This window comes from Sphingomonas endolithica (assembly GCF_025231525.1).
Lineage (GTDB): Bacteria > Pseudomonadota > Alphaproteobacteria > Sphingomonadales > Sphingomonadaceae > Sphingomonas > Sphingomonas endolithica.
In genome coordinates this window covers 1,598,948-1,618,940 of record NZ_CP103057.1, presented here as the reverse complement: position 1 = coordinate 1,618,940, position 19,993 = coordinate 1,598,948, and the positions used below count along the sequence as shown (strand labels likewise).

The 19,993-nt window shown below is 65.5% G+C and carries 15 protein-coding genes; 11 read left to right on the top strand and 4 right to left on the bottom strand.

Annotation, left to right across the window (positions count from 1 at the left end; genetic code table 11):
• Positions 1-54 precede the first annotated feature (54 nt).
• From NV382_RS07660 to NV382_RS07650, 3 genes are read left to right on the top strand one after another with little or no spacing between them, the layout of a single operon-like run.
• A complete protein-coding gene (locus NV382_RS07660; protein WP_260599915.1) occupies positions 55-1,488 on the top strand; it encodes an efflux transporter outer membrane subunit in 1,434 nt (477 codons plus the stop codon).
• Positions 1,488-2,642: an HlyD family secretion protein gene (locus NV382_RS07655; RefSeq protein ID WP_260599914.1), complete on the top strand. Its 1,155-nt coding sequence runs from the start codon at positions 1,488-1,490 to the stop codon at positions 2,640-2,642. The genes NV382_RS07660 and NV382_RS07655 overlap by 1 nt, the downstream gene beginning before the upstream one ends.
• Position 2,643: 1 nt before the next feature.
• Entirely contained in the window at positions 2,644-4,188 is a 1,545-nt protein-coding gene (locus NV382_RS07650) for a DHA2 family efflux MFS transporter permease subunit (protein WP_260599913.1), read from the top strand.
• Between the two features lie 6 nt (positions 4,189-4,194).
• On the opposite strand, the gene NV382_RS07645 is transcribed toward NV382_RS07650, so the two are convergent.
• Positions 4,195-5,508, bottom strand: coding sequence for a dicarboxylate/amino acid:cation symporter (locus NV382_RS07645; protein ID WP_260599912.1), 1,314 nt, complete (start codon positions 5,506-5,508; stop codon positions 4,195-4,197).
• Between the two features lie 141 nt (positions 5,509-5,649).
• On the opposite strand from NV382_RS07645, the gene NV382_RS07640 reads away from it, so the two are divergent.
• Positions 5,650-6,525, top strand: a complete 876-nt coding sequence (locus tag NV382_RS07640) for an SMP-30/gluconolactonase/LRE family protein (RefSeq protein WP_260599911.1) — start codon at positions 5,650-5,652, stop codon at positions 6,523-6,525.
• A 134-nt stretch (positions 6,526-6,659) separates the two neighbouring features.
• Here the strand turns inward: NV382_RS07640 and NV382_RS07635 are convergent, their stop codons facing one another.
• Together NV382_RS07635 and NV382_RS07630 are read right to left on the bottom strand one after the other, a co-directional pair.
• Complete coding sequence (locus NV382_RS07635; protein ID WP_260599910.1) at positions 6,660-9,431, bottom strand: TonB-dependent receptor; 2,772 nt, start codon at positions 9,429-9,431, stop codon at positions 6,660-6,662.
• Positions 9,432-9,595: 164 nt separating this feature from the next.
• Entirely contained in the window at positions 9,596-10,549 is a 954-nt protein-coding gene (locus NV382_RS07630) for a Gfo/Idh/MocA family protein (protein WP_260599909.1), read from the bottom strand.
• A gap of 127 nt (positions 10,550-10,676) precedes the next feature.
• Here NV382_RS07630 and NV382_RS07625 point away from each other — a divergent pair, with 127 nt between their 5' ends.
• From NV382_RS07625 to NV382_RS07610, 4 genes are all read left to right on the top strand, one after another.
• Positions 10,677-12,482: an IlvD/Edd family dehydratase gene (locus NV382_RS07625; protein WP_260599908.1), complete on the top strand. Its 1,806-nt coding sequence runs from the start codon at positions 10,677-10,679 to the stop codon at positions 12,480-12,482.
• Positions 12,483-12,502: 20 nt separating this feature from the next.
• On the top strand, positions 12,503-13,654 hold the full coding sequence (locus NV382_RS07620; protein ID WP_418066769.1) for an aldose epimerase family protein: 1,152 nt from the start codon (positions 12,503-12,505) through the stop codon (positions 13,652-13,654).
• 24 nt (positions 13,655-13,678) lie between these two features.
• Entirely contained in the window at positions 13,679-14,821 is a 1,143-nt protein-coding gene (locus NV382_RS07615) for a cellulase family glycosylhydrolase (protein WP_260599906.1), read from the top strand.
• Between the two features lie 149 nt (positions 14,822-14,970).
• Positions 14,971-15,900, top strand: a complete 930-nt coding sequence (locus NV382_RS07610) for a family 43 glycosylhydrolase (protein WP_260599905.1) — start codon at positions 14,971-14,973, stop codon at positions 15,898-15,900.
• Here NV382_RS07610 and NV382_RS07605 read toward each other — a convergent pair.
• Entirely contained in the window at positions 15,884-16,630 is a 747-nt protein-coding gene (locus NV382_RS07605; RefSeq protein WP_260599904.1) for a FadR/GntR family transcriptional regulator, read from the bottom strand. The genes NV382_RS07610 and NV382_RS07605 overlap by 17 nt on opposite strands.
• Positions 16,631-16,818: 188 nt before the next feature.
• Here NV382_RS07605 and NV382_RS07600 point away from each other — a divergent pair, with 188 nt between their 5' ends.
• Genes NV382_RS07600 through NV382_RS07590 form a run of 3 tightly spaced genes read left to right on the top strand, consistent with a single transcriptional unit; the run spans position 16,819 to position 19,938 of the window.
• Complete coding sequence (locus NV382_RS07600; protein WP_260599903.1) at positions 16,819-18,426, top strand: sodium/sugar symporter; 1,608 nt, start codon at positions 16,819-16,821, stop codon at positions 18,424-18,426.
• 13 nt (positions 18,427-18,439) lie between these two features.
• Positions 18,440-19,309 carry a 2-dehydro-3-deoxygalactonokinase gene (locus NV382_RS07595; RefSeq protein ID WP_260599902.1) on the top strand — a complete coding sequence of 290 codons (870 nt, stop codon included), beginning with the start codon at positions 18,440-18,442 and terminating at the stop codon, positions 19,307-19,309.
• Positions 19,306-19,938: a 2-dehydro-3-deoxy-6-phosphogalactonate aldolase gene (locus tag NV382_RS07590; protein ID WP_260599901.1), complete on the top strand. Its 633-nt coding sequence runs from the start codon at positions 19,306-19,308 to the stop codon at positions 19,936-19,938. The genes NV382_RS07595 and NV382_RS07590 overlap by 4 nt, the downstream gene beginning before the upstream one ends.
• Positions 19,939-19,993: the final 55 nt, after the last annotated feature.

The window sequence follows — 19,993 nt, the reverse complement described above, 5'->3', positions numbered from 1 at the left end:
ACACAAAGCGAACACGATAGGGGGCGATGATACCAGATAGTATCAGGCCTGACCATGCGGCGTTTTTCACTCATTATCGCAAGCACGACGCTCGCGTTGCTCGGCGGCTGTGCGACCGTGCCCAAGCTGGGTGCAGCCCCCCAGCTGCGCACCGCTGAGTCGCTCGAGTCGACCCGCGCGCTCGCGGCGCCGGTCGGTGCGACGCGCGACTGGCCCGTAGCCGATTGGTGGTCGGGGTTCGGTGATCGCCAACTCGACACGTTGATCGCCGAGGCATTGCAGGCGTCACCCGACGTCGCCGCCGCCGCGGCGCGCATCGCACAGGCGGAGGCGCTGGCGCAGCAGACCGGCGCTGCCCTGCAGCCGAGCCTCAGTATCGATGGCCAGGCGGGCGGGAACAAGCAGAGCAAGAATCTCGGCATTCCACCGCAGTTCGTGCCCAAGGGCATTAAGGACACCGGCCGTCTGACGGCGAGTGGGTCGTTCGATCTCGATCTTTGGGGCAGGAACCGCGCCGCGTTGGCGGCGGCGACCTCGGAGGCCGAAGCAGCGCGCGTCGATGCCGATCAGGCGCGGCTGCTGCTCAGCACCGATATCGCTGCGGCCTATGCCGAGCTTGCGCAATATCATGCCGAGCGCGACGTCGCGGTGGCGGCACTCAAGTCGCGCGAAGCCACGTCGCGGCTGACGGCGCAGCGCGTCGCCATCGGCGTCGATGCGCGTGGCAGCCAGCGTCAGGCCGAGTCGCGCGTTCCGGCGGCGCGGGCCGAGATCGGCGCGATCGACGAGGCGATCGTGCTGACGCGCAACCGGCTGGCGGCACTGGCCGGGGCCGGCCCGGATCGTGGCCTGTCGATCGGCCGGCCCAGGCTTGCCATGCCGTTGGCGGGCCTGCCGGATAATGCCGGGATCGACCTGATCGGGCGCCGACCGGACATCGTCGCCGCACGGCTGCGTGCCGAAGCGGCGGCCAAGCGCATCAAGGTAGCGCGGGCGGATTTCTACCCTAACGTCAATCTCTCGGCGATCGTCGGGCTGCAGTCGCTTGGTCTCGGCAATCTGATCGAGGGTGGATCGAGCTACGGCAATGCGGGGCCGGCGTTCAGCCTGCCGATCTTCGATAGCGGGCGGCTGCGTGGCCGCTATCGGGAAGCACGGGCGGATTATGATGCCGCGGTCGCGCGCTACGACACGATATTGATCACCGCGCTGCGCGAAGTGGCGGATGCCGTCGCCAGCCAACGCGCATTGGATGCGCGGCTGGCGGACCAGCGTGCCGCATTGACGACCGCCGCCGATGCCAGCCGGATCGCGGCGTTGCGCTACGAAGGCGGGCTCTCGACGCAATTGCCCGTGCTGACCGCAGACGATTTCGAACTCACCGCCAGGCGTGCGGTCGCCGATCTCGAGTCGCGCCGTTTCGCGCTCGATATCGCGCTGATTCGCGCGTTGGGCGGTGGCTATGTCATGAAGACGGAGACCAAGTGATGGCCGACGCGCCGCAACCCCAAGCCGTTGCCGCCCCCGCGGCGGATGCGCCCGCGCCGCCGACCGCCGGCAAGCGCAAGCGATTGTTCCTGATCCTCGGCGCCGTCGTCGTGACGATCGGCATCCTGTATGCCGTGTGGTATTTTCTCACCCAGTCCGGGCGGGTCGATACCGACAACGCCTATGTCGGCGCCGATTCCGCGCAGGTAACGTCGCTCGTCTCCGGCGCGGTGACGGAAGTGCGGGTCGGCGGGACGCAGGTCGTGAAGAAGGGCGATGTGCTCGTCGTCATCGATCCCGCCGATGCGAAGATCGATCTTGCGACCGCCGAAGCGGCGTTGAAACAGGCGCAACAGAAATTCGGGCAGACATCCGCCGAGGCCAGTTCGGCGCGGGCGACGGTCTCGTCGCGCGGGGCGGAGATCGCCCAGGCCCGGGCGCGGCTGGTGGATGCCAATGCCACCGTCGCGCGGACGCGGATCGATCTCGATCGGCGGCAGCGCCTGGTCGGCAGCGGCGCCGCCTCAGCCGAGGAATTGAGCAACGCGCGTGCCGCTTATGACAGTGCGGTCGCCGCACGCGGGCTGGCGCAGGCCGGTGTCACAGCCGCCATCGCCACGCAGAATGCGGCCGGCCAAAGCGCGACCGCGAGCGAAGCGCTGGTGCGTGGCACCACCGTCTATACCGCGCCCGACGTCGCCACGGCGCGCGCGCGGCTCGACAAGGCACGGCTCGATTTCGAGCGCACCGTTATACGCGCCCCCGTCGACGGCATCGTCACCAATCGCCAGGTGCAGATCGGCCAGCGCATCGCCACCGGGGCGCCGATCATGACGATCGTTCCGATCGCCAGCGCCTATGTCGATGCCAATTTCAAGGAAAGCCAGCTGCGCCACGTGAAGGTCGGCCAGCCGGTCGAGCTGACCTCCGATTTCTACGGCGACGACGTGGTGTTCCACGGCCGCGTCACCGGCTTTGCCGGCGGCACGGGTGCGGCCTTCTCGCTCATCCCAGCGCAGAACGCGACGGGCAATTGGGTGAAGGTCGTGCAGCGCCTGCCTGTGCGGGTCACGCTCGACCCCAAGGAATTGCGCGCGCATCCGCTCCGTGTCGGGCTGACGATGGACGCCGTCATCGATACGCGCGCCAAATAACATGGCCGACGCCGCGACGCCGGGGGAGACGGGCCCCGCACCGCTGACCGGCGGCAAATTGCTGTTCGCCGGCATTGCGCTGGCGCTGGCCAATTTCGTTGTCGTGCTCGACACGACGATCGCCAACGTCTCGGTGCCGCATATCGCCGGCGGCCTTGCCATCTCCCCGACGCAAGGCACGTGGGTGATCACGTCCTATTCCGTCGCCGATGCGATCAGCGTGCCGCTGACCGGCTGGCTCGCCGCGCGCTTCGGCACGGTGCGCTGGTTCATCTATTCGCTGATCGGCTTCGGCTTCTTCTCGATGATGTGCGGGCTCTCCGGCAGCCTGTCGATGCTGGTCTTCTTCCGCATCTGCCAGGGCCTGTCGGGCGGGCCGCTGATGCCGCTGACGCAGACGTTGCTGCTGCGCATCTTCCCCAAGGAGAAAGCGGGCGCCGCGATGGGCCTGTGGGCGATGACCACGGTATGCGCGCCGATCGCCGGCCCGATCCTGGGCGGCACGATCAGCGACAATTGGACCTGGCCGTGGATCTTCTTCATCAACCTGCCGGTCGTCGGGCTGTGCATCTTCTCGGCAATGCGCTTCGTCACGCCGTTCGAGACGAAGAAGGCCAAGGTCAGCATCGACGTCGTCGGGTTGCTGCTGCTCGTCACCTGGGTCGGCGCGTTCCAGCTGATGCTCGATACCGGGCGCGAACATGACTGGTTCTCCTCGCCGTTCGTGGTCGCCATGGCGGTGATCGCCGCGATCGGCCTACCCGCATTCATCATCTGGGAATTGGGCGAGAAGAACCCGATCGTCGACATCAAGGTGTTCCGCCACCGCGGGTTCGCGGTCGGTACGGTGGCGGTGGCGCTGGGCTTCGGCGCGTTCTTCGCGTCCGTCGTGCTGACCCCGCTCTGGCTGCAATCCGTGGTGGGATATACGGCAACCGAAGCCGGCTACACCACCGCGTTCGTCGGCGTATTCGCGGTAATGATGTCGCCGATCGCGGCCCGGCTGGTGGGCAAGGTCGATCTGCGCATCACCGTGTGCGCCGGGATCAGCTGGCTGGGCGTGATGTCTCTGTTGCGCGCGGGGTGGAGCACCGATTCCGATTTCTTTCACCTTGCCTTGCCGCAATTGCTGCAGGGGTTCGGCATGCCGTTCTTCTTCATCGGGCTCACCGCGCTGGCTTTGTCATCGGTCAAGCCGACCGAGACCACGTCCGCTGCAGGCATCATGAGCTTCGTGCGCACGCTATGCGGCGCGATCGGCACGGCGATGGCGACGACTGCGTGGGACAATGCCAGCCGCGTCAGCCGATCCGACATGGTGCCGTCCCTCAACGGCGTCAGCGATACGATGGCGAAGATGGAGGCGGGGGGGCTTTCCACCGAGCAGGCGCGCGGTGCGGTCGATCGGCTGGTCGAGGCACAATCCTCCACCGTCGGCGCCACGCATGTATTCACCCTGGCTTTCGTGATCTTCGTCATCGCCGCCGCCGTCGTCTGGCTCGCACCCAAGCCCAGGGGCAAGGTGGATACCAGCGCCGCGCATTGACGGTGGTCAGCCGATGGCAGGCGCAGGCTCGGCCGGCGTCTTGCCCGCCAGCCTGGCGTTGAGGCGCGGCAGGTCGAGCTTGTTCTCCCAACGCGAGACGACGATCGCCGCCACCGCATTGCCCATGAAGTTGGTGAGGCTGCGGCATTCCGACATGAACCGGTCGATGCCGAGGATCAGCGCCATGCCGGCGACCGGCACGCTCGGCACGATCGACAGTGTCGCGGCCAAGGTGATGAAGCCCGCGCCGGTCACCCCGGCCGCGCCCTTGGACGACAGCATCGCTACGCCCAGCAGCAGCAATTCCTGCCCCAATGTCAGCTCCACATTGCATGCCTGCGCGATGAACAGCGCCGCCAGCGTCATGTAGATATTGGTGCCGTCCAGGTTGAACGAATAACCGGTCGGTACGACCAGCCCGACGACCGCCTTGTCGCACCCTGCATCCTCCAGCTTGGCGATCAGGCTGGGGAGTGCCGCCTCCGACGACGACGTGCCGAGCACCAGCAGGAGTTCGGCCTTAAGATAGGCGATCAGCCGCAGGATCGAGAAGCCATGCAGGCGCGCGACCGCGCCCAGCACCACGACCACGAAGAAGATCGAGGTGAAATAGAAGGTCGCGACCAGCGCGCCGAGATTGACGAGGCTACCTGCGCCATATCTGCCGATGGTAAAGGCGATCGCGCCGAACGCGCCAACCGGGGCCACGCGCATCAGGATGCCGACCAGCCGGAACACGACCAATGCCAGGCGTTCGATCAGGTCGAGCACCGGCTCGGCCGGTTTGCCGACCAGGCTGAGCGCGACGCCGAAGAGGATCGCGACGAACAATGTCTGCAGGATCGATCCCTCGGTCAGCGCCGAGACCATCGTCGTCGGGATGATCGCCATCACGAAGCCGACCAAGGTCGTTTCGTGCGCCTGCTTGGCGTAAGTCGCGACGGCGCCTGCATCCAAGGTCGCGGGGTCGATGTTCATGCCCGCCCCCGGCCGCACGACATTCGCGACGATCAGCCCGACGATCAGCGCCAACGTGGAAAAGAACAGGAAATAGCCGAAGGCCTTGGCCGCGACCCGCCCGACCGAGGAAAGCTCGCGCATGCCAGCGATCCCGCTCACCACGCTCAGGAAGATCACCGGTGCGATGATCATCTTGACCAGCTTGATGAAGAAATCGCCCGGCGGCTTCAGCGCCTCACCCGTGGTGGGATAGAAATGGCCGACCAGTGCCCCCGCGACGATCGCCACGACGACCTGGACATAGAGCTGCGCGTAGAGCGGCGTGCGCTCCGGGCGGTCCGGGATGGCTGTCAGCTTCATGATGTCTCTTTCTGCGCCGCGGATCGAGCAGCCTCGGCCCCTTCATCGGCGCATCGGGCCGAACTTTCCAGCCGCGCGAGACATCGCTCTCGCGCTGGCGGCGATCGCGCGATAATCGGGTGCGACGAAAGGTACTTAGACATGACGCAGACAGAAGATCACGCTCGATTGGTATGGCCGCTACAGGCGACGCTTGGTGAGGGACCCATCTGGGTGCCGGGGGAGGGCGCCTTGTGGTTCGTCGATATCAAGAGCGGCCGATTGCACCGCTTCGTGCCCGAAGGCGGCGAGTCGACATCGTTCGACATTGGCGGGCGGCCGAGTTTCGCGGTGCTGGCGCCCGGGGGTGGGTTGATCGTCGGTAACGGCAATGCGCTGCAGCGAGTCGAAGGCGGCGCGGTCGTCGCGACGATCGCAACGATCGACATGCCCGCGCACAATCGTACCAACGATGCGACGGTCGATGCCGCGGGACGGCTATGGTTCGGGACGATGGACGATGACGAGACGGCGGCGACCGGCCGCGTCTATCGCTTCGACGGCATGATGCACGAGGTGGGCGGTGCCTGCACGATCACCAATGGGCCGGCGGTCAGCCCGGATGGCCGGCATTTGTACCATGTCGATACGCTCGCCGGGCAGATCTGGCGCTTCGACCTGGCGGGCGACACCGACGCATTGGTCGCCGGCACGCCCTTCGTGACGATCGACCCCGCCGACGGGCATCCCGATGGGGTGACCGTCGATGCCGAAGGATGCGTGTGGGTCGGCCTGTGGGGCGGCTGGTGTGCCAGGCGCTACGATGCGTCGGGCACGCTGCTGACCACGATCCGCCTGCCTTGCGCGAATGTGACCAAGGTGGCGTTCGGCGGTAACGACCTGCGCACCGGCTACATCACCACGGCACGCAAGGGGTTGAGCGAAGCAGAACTTGCCGCGCAGCCGCTGGCCGGCGGCCTGTTCGCCTTCGACGCTCCGGCACCGGGGCAGCCGGCCTATCCGGTGATGATCGGCTAGTTTGTCACTTGCTGTTCCCCGGGGAATGCCGGGGTCCAGTCAAGGAACGAAGGTGGCATGCGCGGCGCTTCGTCACGACGACCTATCCGCCTGGGCCCCGGCTTGCGCCGGGGAGCTATAAGGCCGCCACTCGATCAGAAGCGGAAACGTAGGCCCGCGGTGAAGGTCCGCTCTTCGAAGCGCAGGAAGCGGTTATATTCTGCGCGTTCTGCGCCGCCGCGTGCCGAGCTTAGTTCAACGCGGTAAGGATCGGCGAGCAGGTTGGTGGCGTCGAAGAAGATCGTGGCGTTTTTCGTGAAGTTGACGCTTGTGGACAGATCGAGACGACCGGCCGGATGGCCTTCCTCGGTGTACAGATCGATGTCGCCAGGCGTGGTCGGCGTGCCGCGGACCTGCCGCGATTCGAGCGTTTTGCTGCGCTTGTTGTACGACAGACGCAGCGAGAGGGGGCCGTGTTCGTAGAAACCGGCGACGTTATAGGTGTGCTTGGACACGCCGAGGATGCGGTCCTGCGTGAACCCGCCATCGCCATCCGGGAAGCCGGTCTTGGCGTCGAGATAGGTGTAGTTCAGCTGTACGCCGAATTCGCGCAGGAAGGTCGGCACGAAGGCGAAGTCGAAGAAGGTCGACAGCTGCGCCTCGGCACCGTCGATCCGACCGTTGGTGCTGTTGACCGGCTGGGTCAGGATGATCGGCCCCAGCACCGGATCGGTAAAGCGAATCGACTGATCCTGGATGAAGCCGTCGAGATCGCGACGGAACACCGCGCCCGACAGGAAGCCGGCACGCGCGAAATAATATTCGAGCGAGGCGTCGTAATTGTTGGATTTCAGCGGCTGCAGATTGGGGTTGCCGCCGCGGCCGTTACGCGCATTGGCAAACGGATCGGTCGGATTATCCTGCGTGCCGGGTTGCCCCAGGTTGGACGATGGGTTGAGCTGCGAGAACGTAGGGCGGGTACGCGTCTGCGTGGCCGAGAGGCGCAGCTGCAACCGATCGGTGAGGTGGAACCTGACGCTTGCATTGGGCAGATAGTCGGTGAATTTCTGTTCCGCCGTTACCGGGGTCTGTACCGCTGGGCCATTGCCCACCGGGAGCGCCAGCTGCGTACCATCGATCCCTACTTCGGTGCGCACCGCACGCAGGCCGATCACGCCGTCGGCGATGTCGCCGAACGCATAATTGATCTGCGCATAAGCCGCGTAGGTCTTCTCCGTCGCGTCATAGGTCGAGTTGGGATCGGCAGCGACGGTATCAAGCGTATAATTGGCGCCGCCCTGATCGATGACGAACTGACGCAGCGCCGTCAGATTGCTGCGGACGCTGTCATAGGTGGGCGCGAGGAACGTGGTCAGATCCTGCTGGATCCCGGTGCCGCTTAGTCCCGACGGCACGCTGGCGATGTCGAGTGGCAACGCGCTTTGCGGAATTCCCTTGCCGCGGAAGCTTGCATAACGGCTGCCGAACTCACGGTGCGCCTTGCGATCGGTGTAGCGTATGCCGACCTGCAGGCTGCGCAGCAGGCCGCCATCCGTTTTGTACTCGGCATCGAGCCGCGCCTGGTAATCGCCGCCCTTGGCCTGCTGCGCTTCCTCGTACAGCCCGTCGAACAGGTAGTTGGCGGGGTTGCCGACGTTGAGCGTCGGAATGCTGAACTGCGGCGTCTCGAGATCGAAGTTCACCGTCTGGCCACCGACCAGGGTCCGGTCGATCGATTCGGTCGATCCGGTGAACGTGCTCTTGGTGCGCGCGAGATCGACCGTGATCTTGAGCGGCCCCGAATTGTAGATGCCGCCGACCGCGAACTGATAGGTATCGGTCTTGTTGTAGGTCGCACCCTGGAACGACAGCAGCGCGCCGTTGGAATTGGTCACGGTGCCGCTTTGCACCTGGTTGGTGCCGGGACGCAGCACGATGTTGCTGTAGGTGGTGTTCGCGTCGCCATACAGCGGCACTTCGAGCTGACGATCCGAAACCTCGTTGCGGAAGCCCTGGTACAGGCCCTCGGCATAGAATTCGAGGCTGCTGCTCGGCCGCCACTGCAGTGCGACATTGCCAGAGGGGCGCTTGCGGTTGCCCGAGCGGTAGAAGAGCCGCTGGATGTCGGGCAGGCGTACGCTCTGCCCGTTGATCGTCGGGCTGGCGATGAAATCGGTGTTGGTCGGTTCGGAATCGAGATAGCTGAGTTCGGTGTACGAGGCGTTGGCCAGGATGCCGATCTCGCCGATGCCGGTGTCCCACCGGTTGCTGATCAGGATGTTGCCGTTCGGCGTGACCTTGCCGGCTTCGGTGGTGTGGACGCCCCAAGCCGATCCGGCAATCTCAAAGCCGTCGAAATCGAACGGACGGCGCGAGCGCACGTTGATGAGGCCGGCAAGCCCCGCCTCGACAAGGTTCGAGGTGGTCGACTTGTACACTTCCAGCGCCTGGATGCCCGATGCCGGGAAGTCCTGCAGCGCGACCGTGCGCGCCTCAGCGGTGAAGATCTCGCGGCCGTTATACGTGGTGGTGAAATCGGGCAGGCCGCGCACCAGCACGCCCGACGCTTCGCCGCCGACCCGGTTGACCTGCACGCCGGCGATGCGCGCGGCGGTATCGGATACGGCAATGTCGGGCAGCTTGCCGATATCGGACGCGACGACCGAGTCGATCTGCTGGATCGAGTCGCGCTTTACCGCTTGCGCAGACTGCAGGCTGCGGCGGATGCCCTGCACGACGATATCGTCACCGGCGGGCGCATCCGGCACGCTGCTGGCAGGCGTGCCCTGGTCGGTCTGCACGTCGGTCGCGACGCTTGGCGAAGCGGTCGCAGGAGCAGCGTCGGTCGACGTCTGTGCGAGTGCGGGAACGGCGCCGGTCATGACCAACAACGACGTCGAACTCAGGATGAATGTCTTCAGGCGCACGCGCTACCTCTCCATGATTGCGGTAGGCCCATCACGGCGGGGCCTTGAGCGGCGGCCTATATCCCTCCTTTTTCCACAGACAATAGATTTGTATTATCAATATGACGCGCAACCACGAATGTTTCAGGTGAGTGACATGCGCGCCACAGGTCGGATGCGAAACGTTAGAACGCGAAGGGGGCGACGGTGCGCCGTTCGGCGATGAGGTATGCGTCGGCGACCAGCTGCAAAGGGGTGGCATCCACATCGCTGAGGCCGCCCGCCACCAGCTCGGCGAAGCGCGCATAGAGCGTCGGGTATTCGGCCTCTGCGTCCGCGCGGGGCTCTTCGCCGGGTAGCGTCAGCTGGCTACCGCCCATCGCCAGGTGCAGGCAGCCGGCATCCGTATCCACTTCGATGTCCCAGCTTTGCGGGCCGGTCTGTAGGAAATCGAAGTCTGCCGTTACGGGTGCGGTGCCGCTCTGCCCGGTGAGCGTCGCGGCAATCGGCGAGGCGCGGCCTTCGGGAACGTCCATTGTCGCGGCCCGCAGCAACACCGGCTGCGGTAGGATGGCGGTAACGATCGACAGCGCGTTGATGCCCGGATCGAACACGCCGAAGCCGCCCGTGCCCAGGATCCATTCCTGTCCCGGATGCCAGCGGCGAATATCCTCCTTCCAGACGATCCGCACCGCGTCGATCCGCCGCTCGGCCAGCCAGGCGCGGGCAGGGGCCACGCCCGGCGCGGCACGCGAATGCCAGGTGGTGAACAGCGTGACGCCGGCATCCTTGGCCAAGCGCGCGAGATCGGCGACCTCGGCGAGCGTGGTGGTGGGCGGCTTTTCCAGCATCACGTGCAACCCGGCGCGGATCGCCGCGGCGGCGATCGCGTGGCGCCCGGCGGCCGGCGTGCAGAGCGACACCGCATCGAGCTTCGGGCCCTGGGTAACCAAGGCATCGATATCGTAGAATGCCGGAACGCCCTCGACCGAGCCCGATCGGCTGGCAGTCGCGGTGAGATCATAGGCCGGATTGGCGCGCAGCGCGGGCACGTGCTGATCGCGCGCGATCTTGCCGATCCCGACCAAAGCCAAGCGGATCGGCGCGCGTGCCGCCGGATCGTTGCGCGTCTCGGTCATGCTCAATTCCTTTTATCAGATAAATAGGTTTCTATTGTGCGGTATGGCCTGTATCAACCCCGGGCACTCACTGCGCGGCATCGGGAAACCTCGGCCGCATGGTAACTCAAGCTGTACCGGAGGGGTAATGAACGACACGACATCCGGCGCGAGCGGCAAGCCCGCATTGCGCTCCCGTTCATGGTTCGACAATCCGCACAATCCGGATATGACCGCGCTCTACGTCGAACGCTATCTCAATTACGGGCTCAGCCTGGAGGAGCTTCAGTCGGACCGGCCGATCATCGGCATCGCGCAGACCGGGAGCGATCTCGCGCCGTGCAACCGCCACCATATCGAACTCGCCAAGCGCGTGAAGGACGGCATCCGCGAAGCCGGTGGCATTCCGCTCGAATTCCCGATCCATCCGATCCAGGAAACCGGCAAGCGGCCGACCGCGGGGCTCGATCGCAACCTCGCCTATCTCAGCCTGGTCGAGGTGCTGTACGGCTACCCGATCGATGGCGTCGTGCTGACGATCGGCTGCGACAAGACGACGCCCGCCTGCCTGATGGCGGCAGCGACGATGAACATCCCGGCGATCGCCTTGTCTGTCGGGCCGATGCTCAACGGCTGGCACAAGGGCGAGCGCACCGGTTCGGGCACGATCGTGTGGAAGGCGCGCGAGATGCTGGCGGCGGGCGAGATCGACTATAAGGGCTTCATCGAACTGGTCGCGTCCTCCGCGCCCTCGACCGGTTTCTGCAACACGATGGGCACGGCGACGACGATGAACTCGCTGACCGAGGCGCTCGGCATGTCGCTGCCCGGTTCCGCAGCGATCCCCGCGCCGTACCGCGATCGCCAGCAATGCGCCTGGGAAACCGGCCGCCAGATCGTCGAGATGGTACGCGCCGATCGCAAGCCGAGCGACGTGCTGACGCGTACCGCTTTCCTGAACGCGATCCGCGTCAATTCGGCGATCGGCGGATCGACCAATGCGCCCATTCACCTGAACGCGATCGCGCGGCACATCGGTGTCGAGCTCAGCCTCGGCGATTGGGAAGAGCATGGCGTGGACATCCCGCTGGTCGTCAACCTGCAGCCGGCAGGCAAGTATCTCGGCGAGGATTTCTATCACGCCGGCGGCGTGCCCGCGGTGATGGGGCAATTGCTGCGCGCCGGGCTGATCGACGGTAGCGCACTGACCGTCAACGGCAAGACGGTGGCCGACAATTGCGGCACGGCGCAAAGCGAGGATGCCGACGTCATCCTGCCACTGGAGGCGCCGCTCAAGCCGGTCGCCGGCCTGTCCGTCCTCAGCGGCAATCTGTTCGATTCCGCGGTGATGAAGCTCAGCGTCATCTCACCCGAATTCCGTGCGCGTTACCTCAGCAATCCCGACGATCCCGATGCGTTCGAAGGTGTTGCCGTGGTGTTCGACGGCCCGGAGGATTATCACCACCGGATCGATGATGCCGCATTGGGGCTGGACGAGAATTCGATCCTGATCATGCGCGGCGCCGGGCCGGTCGGCTATCCAGGCGGTGCCGAGGTGGTCAACATGCGGCCCTCCGCCGCGCTGATCCGCGCCGGCGTGCATGCGCTGCCGTGCATTGGCGACGGACGGCAATCGGGCACCAGCGGCAGTCCCTCGATCCTCAACGCCGCGCCCGAAGCGGCGGTCGGCGGCGGCCTGTCGATCGTGCAGACCGGCGACCGCATCCGCATCGATTTGAAGGCACGCCGCGCCGACATGCTAGTCGACGCCGCCGAACTCGATCGGCGCCGCGCGGCGCTGCACGGGGGCACGCCCTTCCCCGAATCGCAGACTCCGTGGCAGGAGATACATCGCGACCTGGTCGGCCAGTTCGATACCGGTGCGGTGATCGAAAGTGCGGTCAAATATCAGCGTATCGCGCAAACCAAGGGCCTGCCGCGCGACAGCCACTGAGTATGACAAAAACACAGGAGATGAGGATGCAAGGCAAGACGATCACGGCGGCACTGACCGCCGCCGCGCTGAGCGCGATCGCGACACCCGCCGTGGCGGCAGAGGCGAAGCGCGGCAGCTTCGGCAAGCTCGCCGACGGACGTACCGTGCCGGCGGTGACGCTGACCAACACGCACGGCGTTTCGGCAACGCTGATCGGCTATGGTGCCTCGCTGCAGGCGTTGGTTATGCCCGATCGCAACGGCCACAAGGCGGATATCGCGCTCGGCTACGACACGATCGGTGATTACGTCGCCAAGCCGCAATTCTTTGGCGCGACGGTCGGCCGGTTTGCCAATCGCATCGCGCGCGGCCGCTTCACGCTCGACGGCAAGACGTACCAGACGCCGATCAATAATGGCGTGAACTCGCTGCACGGCGGCACGATGGGCTTCGACAAGGTGTTGTGGGATGTTATGTCGGTCACCTCGGGGCCGAGCGCGTCGGTCACGTTCCGCTATGTCAGCCCGGATGGCGACCAGGGCTATCCCGGCACCGTCACCGTTGATGCGACCTATGCGCTCGACGAGCGCAATAACCTGACGATCACCTATACTGCGACGACGGACCGGACGACGATCGTCAACGTCACAAACCACACTTACTGGAACCTGTCCGGCGAGGGATCGGCGAACGGCGCGATGGGCCATGTCGTGACGATCCCGGCGGACCGCTACACGCCGACCGACGATGGTGCGATCCCGACCGGCGAGTTGAAGAGCGTCAAGGGCACGGTGTTCGATTTCCGTACCCCGACCGTCGTCGGCGACCGCGTGCGCGATGCCAGCGACCAGCAGATCGTGTGGGGCCGTGGCTATGATCACAACTGGCTGGTCGGTCGCAAGGTGACGCGCGACGAGCATATGATGGCCCGCGTCTATGATCCGGCGTCGGGCCGCGGCTTCGAGCTCTGGTCGAACCAGCCGGGGCTGCAATTCTATTCGGGCAATTTCCTCGACGGCACCAGCTTCGGCAAGGGCAAGCGCATCTACCGCGAGGGCGATGCGATCGTCATGGAGCCGCAGATCTTCCCCGACACGCCCAACCAGCCGAGCTTCGGTTCGGCCCGGCTCGAGCCTGGCCAGACCTATCGCAACACCATGACCTACCGGCTGACCACCGGCCAGCGCTGACGCGCTATCCAAGGGAGAGACAAGATGCTTCGTCGCACGTTCCTGTTCGCCACCGCGGCGCTCGCGCTATCGGCGGGCTTTGCGCCCGCCGAAGCGCGCCAGATCTGGCCCAAGCCCGCGGCTAAGACCTGGTACGACCGCCAGCCCTGGCTGGTCGGCGCCAATTATGCGCCGGCCAACGCGATCAACCAGTTCGAGATGTGGCAGCCGGAAACCTTCGATCCGGCGACGATCGACAAGGAACTCGGCTGGGCCCAGGGCATCGGCATGAACACGATGCGCGTGTATCTGCACAACATGCTGTGGGAAAAGGATCCCGAGGGGCTGAAGCGCCGCATGGACCAGTTCCTGACGATCGCCGCGCGGCACAAGATCCGCCCGGTGTTCGTGCTGTTCGACAGCTGCTGGGATCCAGATCCCGTCAATGGCCCGCAGCGCCCGCCGATCCCCGGCGTGCACAATTCGGGCTGGATGCAGGCGCCGGGTGCCGCCCGGCTCGCCGACCGCAGCCAGTATAATAAGCTCGAAGGCTATGTGAAGGACGTGGTCGGGCATTTCGCGAACGACCAGCGCATCCTCGCCTGGGATGTGTGGAACGAGCCGAACAATGGCGGTGGCGGCAATTACAAGCCGACGCCGAACAAGACGCAACTCGTCGCCGGGCTGCTCGGCCGCGTGTTCGATTGGGCGCAGTCGGTCGATCCGACTCAGCCGCTGACCAGCGGACTGTGGATCGGCGAGACGTGGGACAAGCAGGCAAGCCTGGATGCGGTCGAGAAGATCCAGGTATCGCGCAGCGACATCATGACCTTCCACGATTACAATTGGCCCGAGCAGTTCGAGCGCCGCGCGCGCCAGATGCTGAGCTATGGCCGCCCGGTGATCTGCACCGAATATATGGCGCGCGGCAACGGATCGACCTTCGACGGGTCGCTGCCGGTCGGCAAGAAGTTGAACATCGGTATGATCAACTGGGGCTTCGTCGACGGCAAGACGCAGACGCGCCTGCCGTGGGACAGCTGGGAAAAGCCCTACACCAAGGGTGAGCCGACGATCTGGTTCCACGAGGTGTTCCGCGGCGACGGCACGCCGTACCGCACCGCCGAGACCGACCTGATCCGCCGCATGAGCGCAGCGCCCAAGGGCGTGGTGCCGGTGGCCAACTAGGATTGCTGTTCCCCGGCGAAGGCCGGGGTCCAGTTGCGGCACGGACGTGGCGGGCGCTGCGATCCGTTACATCCACCTATCCGCCTGGGCCCCGGCCTCCGCCGGGGAGCGGGTCGGTGACGCTATTCTGCTCCAGGGAGAGCCCACGCATGTCATACCTAAGAGCGTCACTCGCCGCGCTGGCCCTCGTGCTGAGCACGGGCCCGGCCACCGCCGAACAGGTCAAGTCGGTCTTCGCCGGCGCCGATCCCGATGCCGAGATGATCGACGGGCGGCTGTGGATCTATCCGACGGGTCCTGGCGACCGGCTGAGCGCCTGGAGTGCGCCCGACGGCGCCAAATGGGTGAAGAGCGGCGACCTGATCCGGCAGAGCGACATTCGCTGGATCAAGGATGATCGCGAGGTGAAGCATTTCCTGTGGGCGCCGGACATGGTGCGGACCGCCACCGGCTATCATCTGTATTATTCGGTCGGCCCGCAGGATTACACGCCGAGCCGGCTCGGCGTCGCAACCTGTGCCGGCCCTGCCGGCCCGTGCACCGATAGCGGCAAGCCGCTGCTGACCGGCGGCAACGGGTTCGAGGCGATCGATCCGGCGGTGTTCGTCGATGCCAAATCCGCCAAGACCTATCTGTATGCCGGCGGCAGCGCCGGCGCGCGGCTACGCGTGTTCGAGCTTGCCCCCGACATGCTCAGCATCGCGCGCGAAGTCGCTGTCGAGCAGCCGCCGCACTTCACCGAAGGCGCCTTCATGCACGAACGCGCCGGCGTTTATTATCTGTCGTACAGCAGCGGCAAATGGAACGCGTCCAGCTATCAGGTGCATTACGCCACGGCTGCGTCGCCGGTCGGCCCCTGGACCTATCGCGGGATCATCCTGCAGAGCGACAAGCGCTTCAAGGGGCCCGGGCATCACAGCTTCATCGTCGATCCCAAGGACGGTTCCTGGTCGATCGTCTATCACCGCTGGGAGGGCAAGCATGGCGACGGGCCCTATACCGACGAGCGCCGCGTCGCCATCCAGCACATCAGCTATAATGCGGACGGAACGATCGCGCCGGTCAGGATGACGAACTGAGCGCGGCCTCGGCCGTCTCCGCCTGGTGGATCAATTCCAGCACGTCGCCGATCAGGTGTCGCATCGCGAGCCGTGCGGCATCCGGATCGCGCGCGGTGATCGCCTTTTGCACCGCCTCATGGTCGGCGATGCTGGCGGTGCGCCCCTTGATGCGGTTGGTGAAGCGGATCGAGGTCCGGAGCGCAGTGGTCACGACATCGCGGAACTGGATGTAGAACGGGTTCTTCGATGCACGCAGGATGGCGACGTGGAACGCGATGTCGGCATCCAGCGGCTCGTCCTCGCCGCGTTCCGCCGCGATCATCCGCGCCAGCCCGGCGGCGATCGCGCGCTGGTCGTCTTCCCCGCCATAGCGCGCCGCCAGCGCCGCCGCTTCGGGCTCGATCGCGACGCGCAGCTGGTTGAATTGCGTGAGCAGGTCGATCGAGAAGCGGCGTTCCAGCAACCAGCGCAGGACGTCGGTATCGAACAGGTTCCATGACGTTGCCGGCTGCACCACGGTGCCTTGCCGCGGCCGCGCGCTCAGCAGCCCCTTGGCGGTCAGCATCTTCACCGCTTCGCGCGTCACCGAACGGCTGACGCCGTGCTGCGCGGCCAATCCCGCTTCGGTCGGGAAGATCTTGCCTTCATACTGCCCGGTGACGATGGCGCGACCAAGGCTGTCGAGCATGCCGTAGGTCAGGTTGCGGCCAAGGTGCGGTCGTCCATCGTGTTCGGAATTCGCTGACATTTGGCCCCCACCTCGATTTTGTCTCGCCGCTGTCTATTAAACGGCTCTTTCTACCCATCCTAGCCGGCTAGCGGCGCTGGACAAGGTTAGTTAATCATATAAATGACGATCCGCTGCGGCAAGCGCGGCAGGATAGGGTGAAAAGACATGGCAACAGCCGTCAGCGCCCAGCAACGGGGAAGGAAGCCATGAGCCTGTCCAACATCGATCTGGCCGTCGTCATCGCCTATGCGATCGGCATTTTCGCGCTCGCCCAGTGGGTCAGCCGGGAGAAGGCCGGCCACGTCAAGGATACGTCCGACTATTTCCTTGCCTCGAAGTCGCTGCCCTGGTGGGCGATCGGCGCGTCGCTGATCGCGGCGAACATCTCGGCCGAACAGATCGTCGGCATGTCGGGATCGGGCTACGCCATCGGTCTGGCCATCGCCTCGTACGAATGGATGGCGGCGCTGACGCTGCTGATCGTCGGCAAGTTCTTCCTGCCGATCTTCCTGAAGAACGAAATCTACACGATGCCGCAGTTCCTGGAACAGCGGTACGGCCCCAGCATCCGCACGCTGATGGCGTTGTTCTGGCTCGCGCTCTACGTCTTCGTAAACCTCACCTCGATCATCTGGCTCGGTTCGATCGCGGTGAACAAGGTGGCGGGCGTCGATCAGGGCTATGCGCTGATCGGGCTCGGCCTGTTCGCGCTGCTGTATCAGTTGTGGGGCGGGCTGAAGGCGGTCGCGCTGACCGACATCGTGCAGGTCACGCTCTTGGTCTTCGGCGGTCTCGTCGTTTCCTACCTCACGCTCGACCAGATCGGCGGCGGGGCAGGGGTGCTGGCGGGCTTCGCCAAGCTCACCGCGCGCGTGCCCGACCATTTCGACATGATCCTGACGCGCGACAATCCGTTCTACAAGGATCTGCCCGGCATCTCGGTGCTGATCGGCGGCATGTGGATCGCCAATCTCAGCTATTGGGGCTTCAATCAGTATATCATCCAGCGCGCGCTCGCCGCCAAGAACCTGGCCGAAGCGCAGAAAGGCGTGATGTTCGCGGCCTATCTCAAGCTGCTGATGCCGGTGATCATCGTGTTGCCCGGCATCGCCGCGGTCGTGTTGGCACCCGATCTGGTCAAGCCGGACGAAGCGTATCCGACGATGATGCGCCTGTTGCCGACGGGCCTGCTGGGCCTGGTCTTCTCCGCGCTGGTCGCCGCGATCATCGCCTCCACCGCCTCCAAGATCAATTCCATCGCCACCATCTTCACGCTCGATCTGTACGCCAAGGCGCGCAAGATCCCGACGCGTTCGGAGGACGGCCCGCGGGATAGCGAGGGGGCCAAGGTGTCCGAGGGGCATCTCGTGCTCGTCGGCCGCGTGACCGCGGCCGTCGCGATCGTCATCGCGATCATCGCCGCCCGCCCGCTGATCGGCCAGTCCGACCAGGCCTTCCAGTTCATCCAGGAGTTCTCGGGCTTCTTCACGCCCGGCATCACGGTGATCTTCCTGCTGGGATTGTTCTGGAAGCGCGCCAACGAAGCGGGCGCGATCGCCGCGGCGGTCGCCTCGGTGCTGCTATCCTATGTCATGAAGGTCGCCTTGCCGGAGGTGCCGTTCATGGACCGGATGGGGATCGTCTTCCTCGTCTCGCTGGCGCTCGCTGTCGGCATCTCGCTGCTGGTTAATGCCCGGGCAAACGCCAACCGCATCACGATGGAGGGCGTCAAGTTCAAGACGACGACCGGGTTCAACATCGGCGCCGTCGGCGTCGCGCTGATCCTCATCGCGCTCTACGCGACGTGGTGGTGATGGGGTCCGCCGCGTGACCGCACCGTTCCTGGCGGTCGATTGGGGGACGACGAATCGCCGCGTCTTCCTGATCGAAGACGGCAAGGTCGTCCGCACCGAGCGCGACGATCATGGCGTGACAGCCGTCGCCAAGGGTGGGTTCGAGCAGGAAGTGGCAGATATTCGCGCCCGCTTCGGCGACCTGCCGATGCTGCTGGCCGGCATGGTCGGCGCGAATATCGGCTGGCGGGTGGCCCCCTATGTGCCGGCACCGGCCGGGATCGACGAACTGGTCGCCGGGCTGCTGCGTATCGACGATCGTACCGCGATCGTGCCCGGCATCTCGTCGCTCCGAGATGGGCGCGCGGATATCATGCGTGGTGAGGAAACGCAGTTCGTCGGGGCGCTTGCGTCAGGGCTGGCGCCGCGGGATGCCTTGCTTGCCCAGCCGGGGACGCACTGCAAATGGGCCGAGATACAAAATGGCCGCGTGATGCAGTTCGTGACCGCGATGACCGGCGAACTGTTCTCGCTCTTGCGCAAGCATGGCCTGCTGGCGGCGCAGCTTGGCGCCGAGGTGACGCTGGGCGATGCCTTCCGTGCGGGGCTGGTCGAGGGTCGCAAGCGCGATCTTGCCGCCTCTTTGTTCGGCATCCGCGCGAGCTTCATGCTGGGGCAGCGTGACGATGTTGACGCGGCATCCTATGCCAGCGGCCTGCTGATCGGCAGCGATGTCGCGGCGCGGATGGCGGAGACGTCGCACGAGATCGTCCATGTGCTGGCCGATCCGGTATTGGGCGGCCTGTATGTCGCCGCGATCGAAGCGAATGGCCGCACGGCCCGGCTGGTCGACAGCCACAGCGCGTTCGTCGCTGGAATCATCGCCATTGGAGAAATGATGTGAGCCACCTCAGCGATTTCGACGCTGCTTTCGCAAGCTGCCCCCTGGTCGCGATCCTGCGCGGGGTTCGTCCCGACGAGGTGGGCGCCATCGGCGATGCGCTGGTCGAGGCGGGTTTCACAATCATCGAAGTGCCGCTGAATTCACCGCAGCCGTTCGACAGCATCGCTTTGCTCTCGCAGCGGCTGGCCGGGCGCGCCGTGATCGGGGCCGGGACGGTATTGCGTCCCGAGGACGTGCACCATGTCGGTGAAGCGGGCGGCACGCTGGTCATCTCGCCCAACGCCAATCTGCGTGTGATCGAAACCAGCGCGGCGGCGGGCTATGTGTCGCTGCCCGGCATCGCCACGCCGAGCGAAGCCTTTGCTGCGCTTGGCGCTGGCGCGACCGCGCTCAAGCTGTTCCCGGCCGAGGCCGCCACGCCGGGCGTGCTGAAGGCGATGCGCGCGGTGCTCCCCAAAACGGCGCGGGTGCTGCCCGTCGGCGGGATCACGCCCGAGGGCATGGCGCCGTGGCAGGACGCTGGAGCTGATGGCTTCGGGCTCGGCTCGGCGTTGTACAAGCCGGGGATGACAGCTGAGGAAGTGGGCGCGAACGCGCGGGCGTTCGTGGCGGCATTGCAGCGGGTCTAATCTCTGCCTAAACTGCGGTAGCGCGGGTGCCTCTGCACTGTTCTCCGGCGAAGGC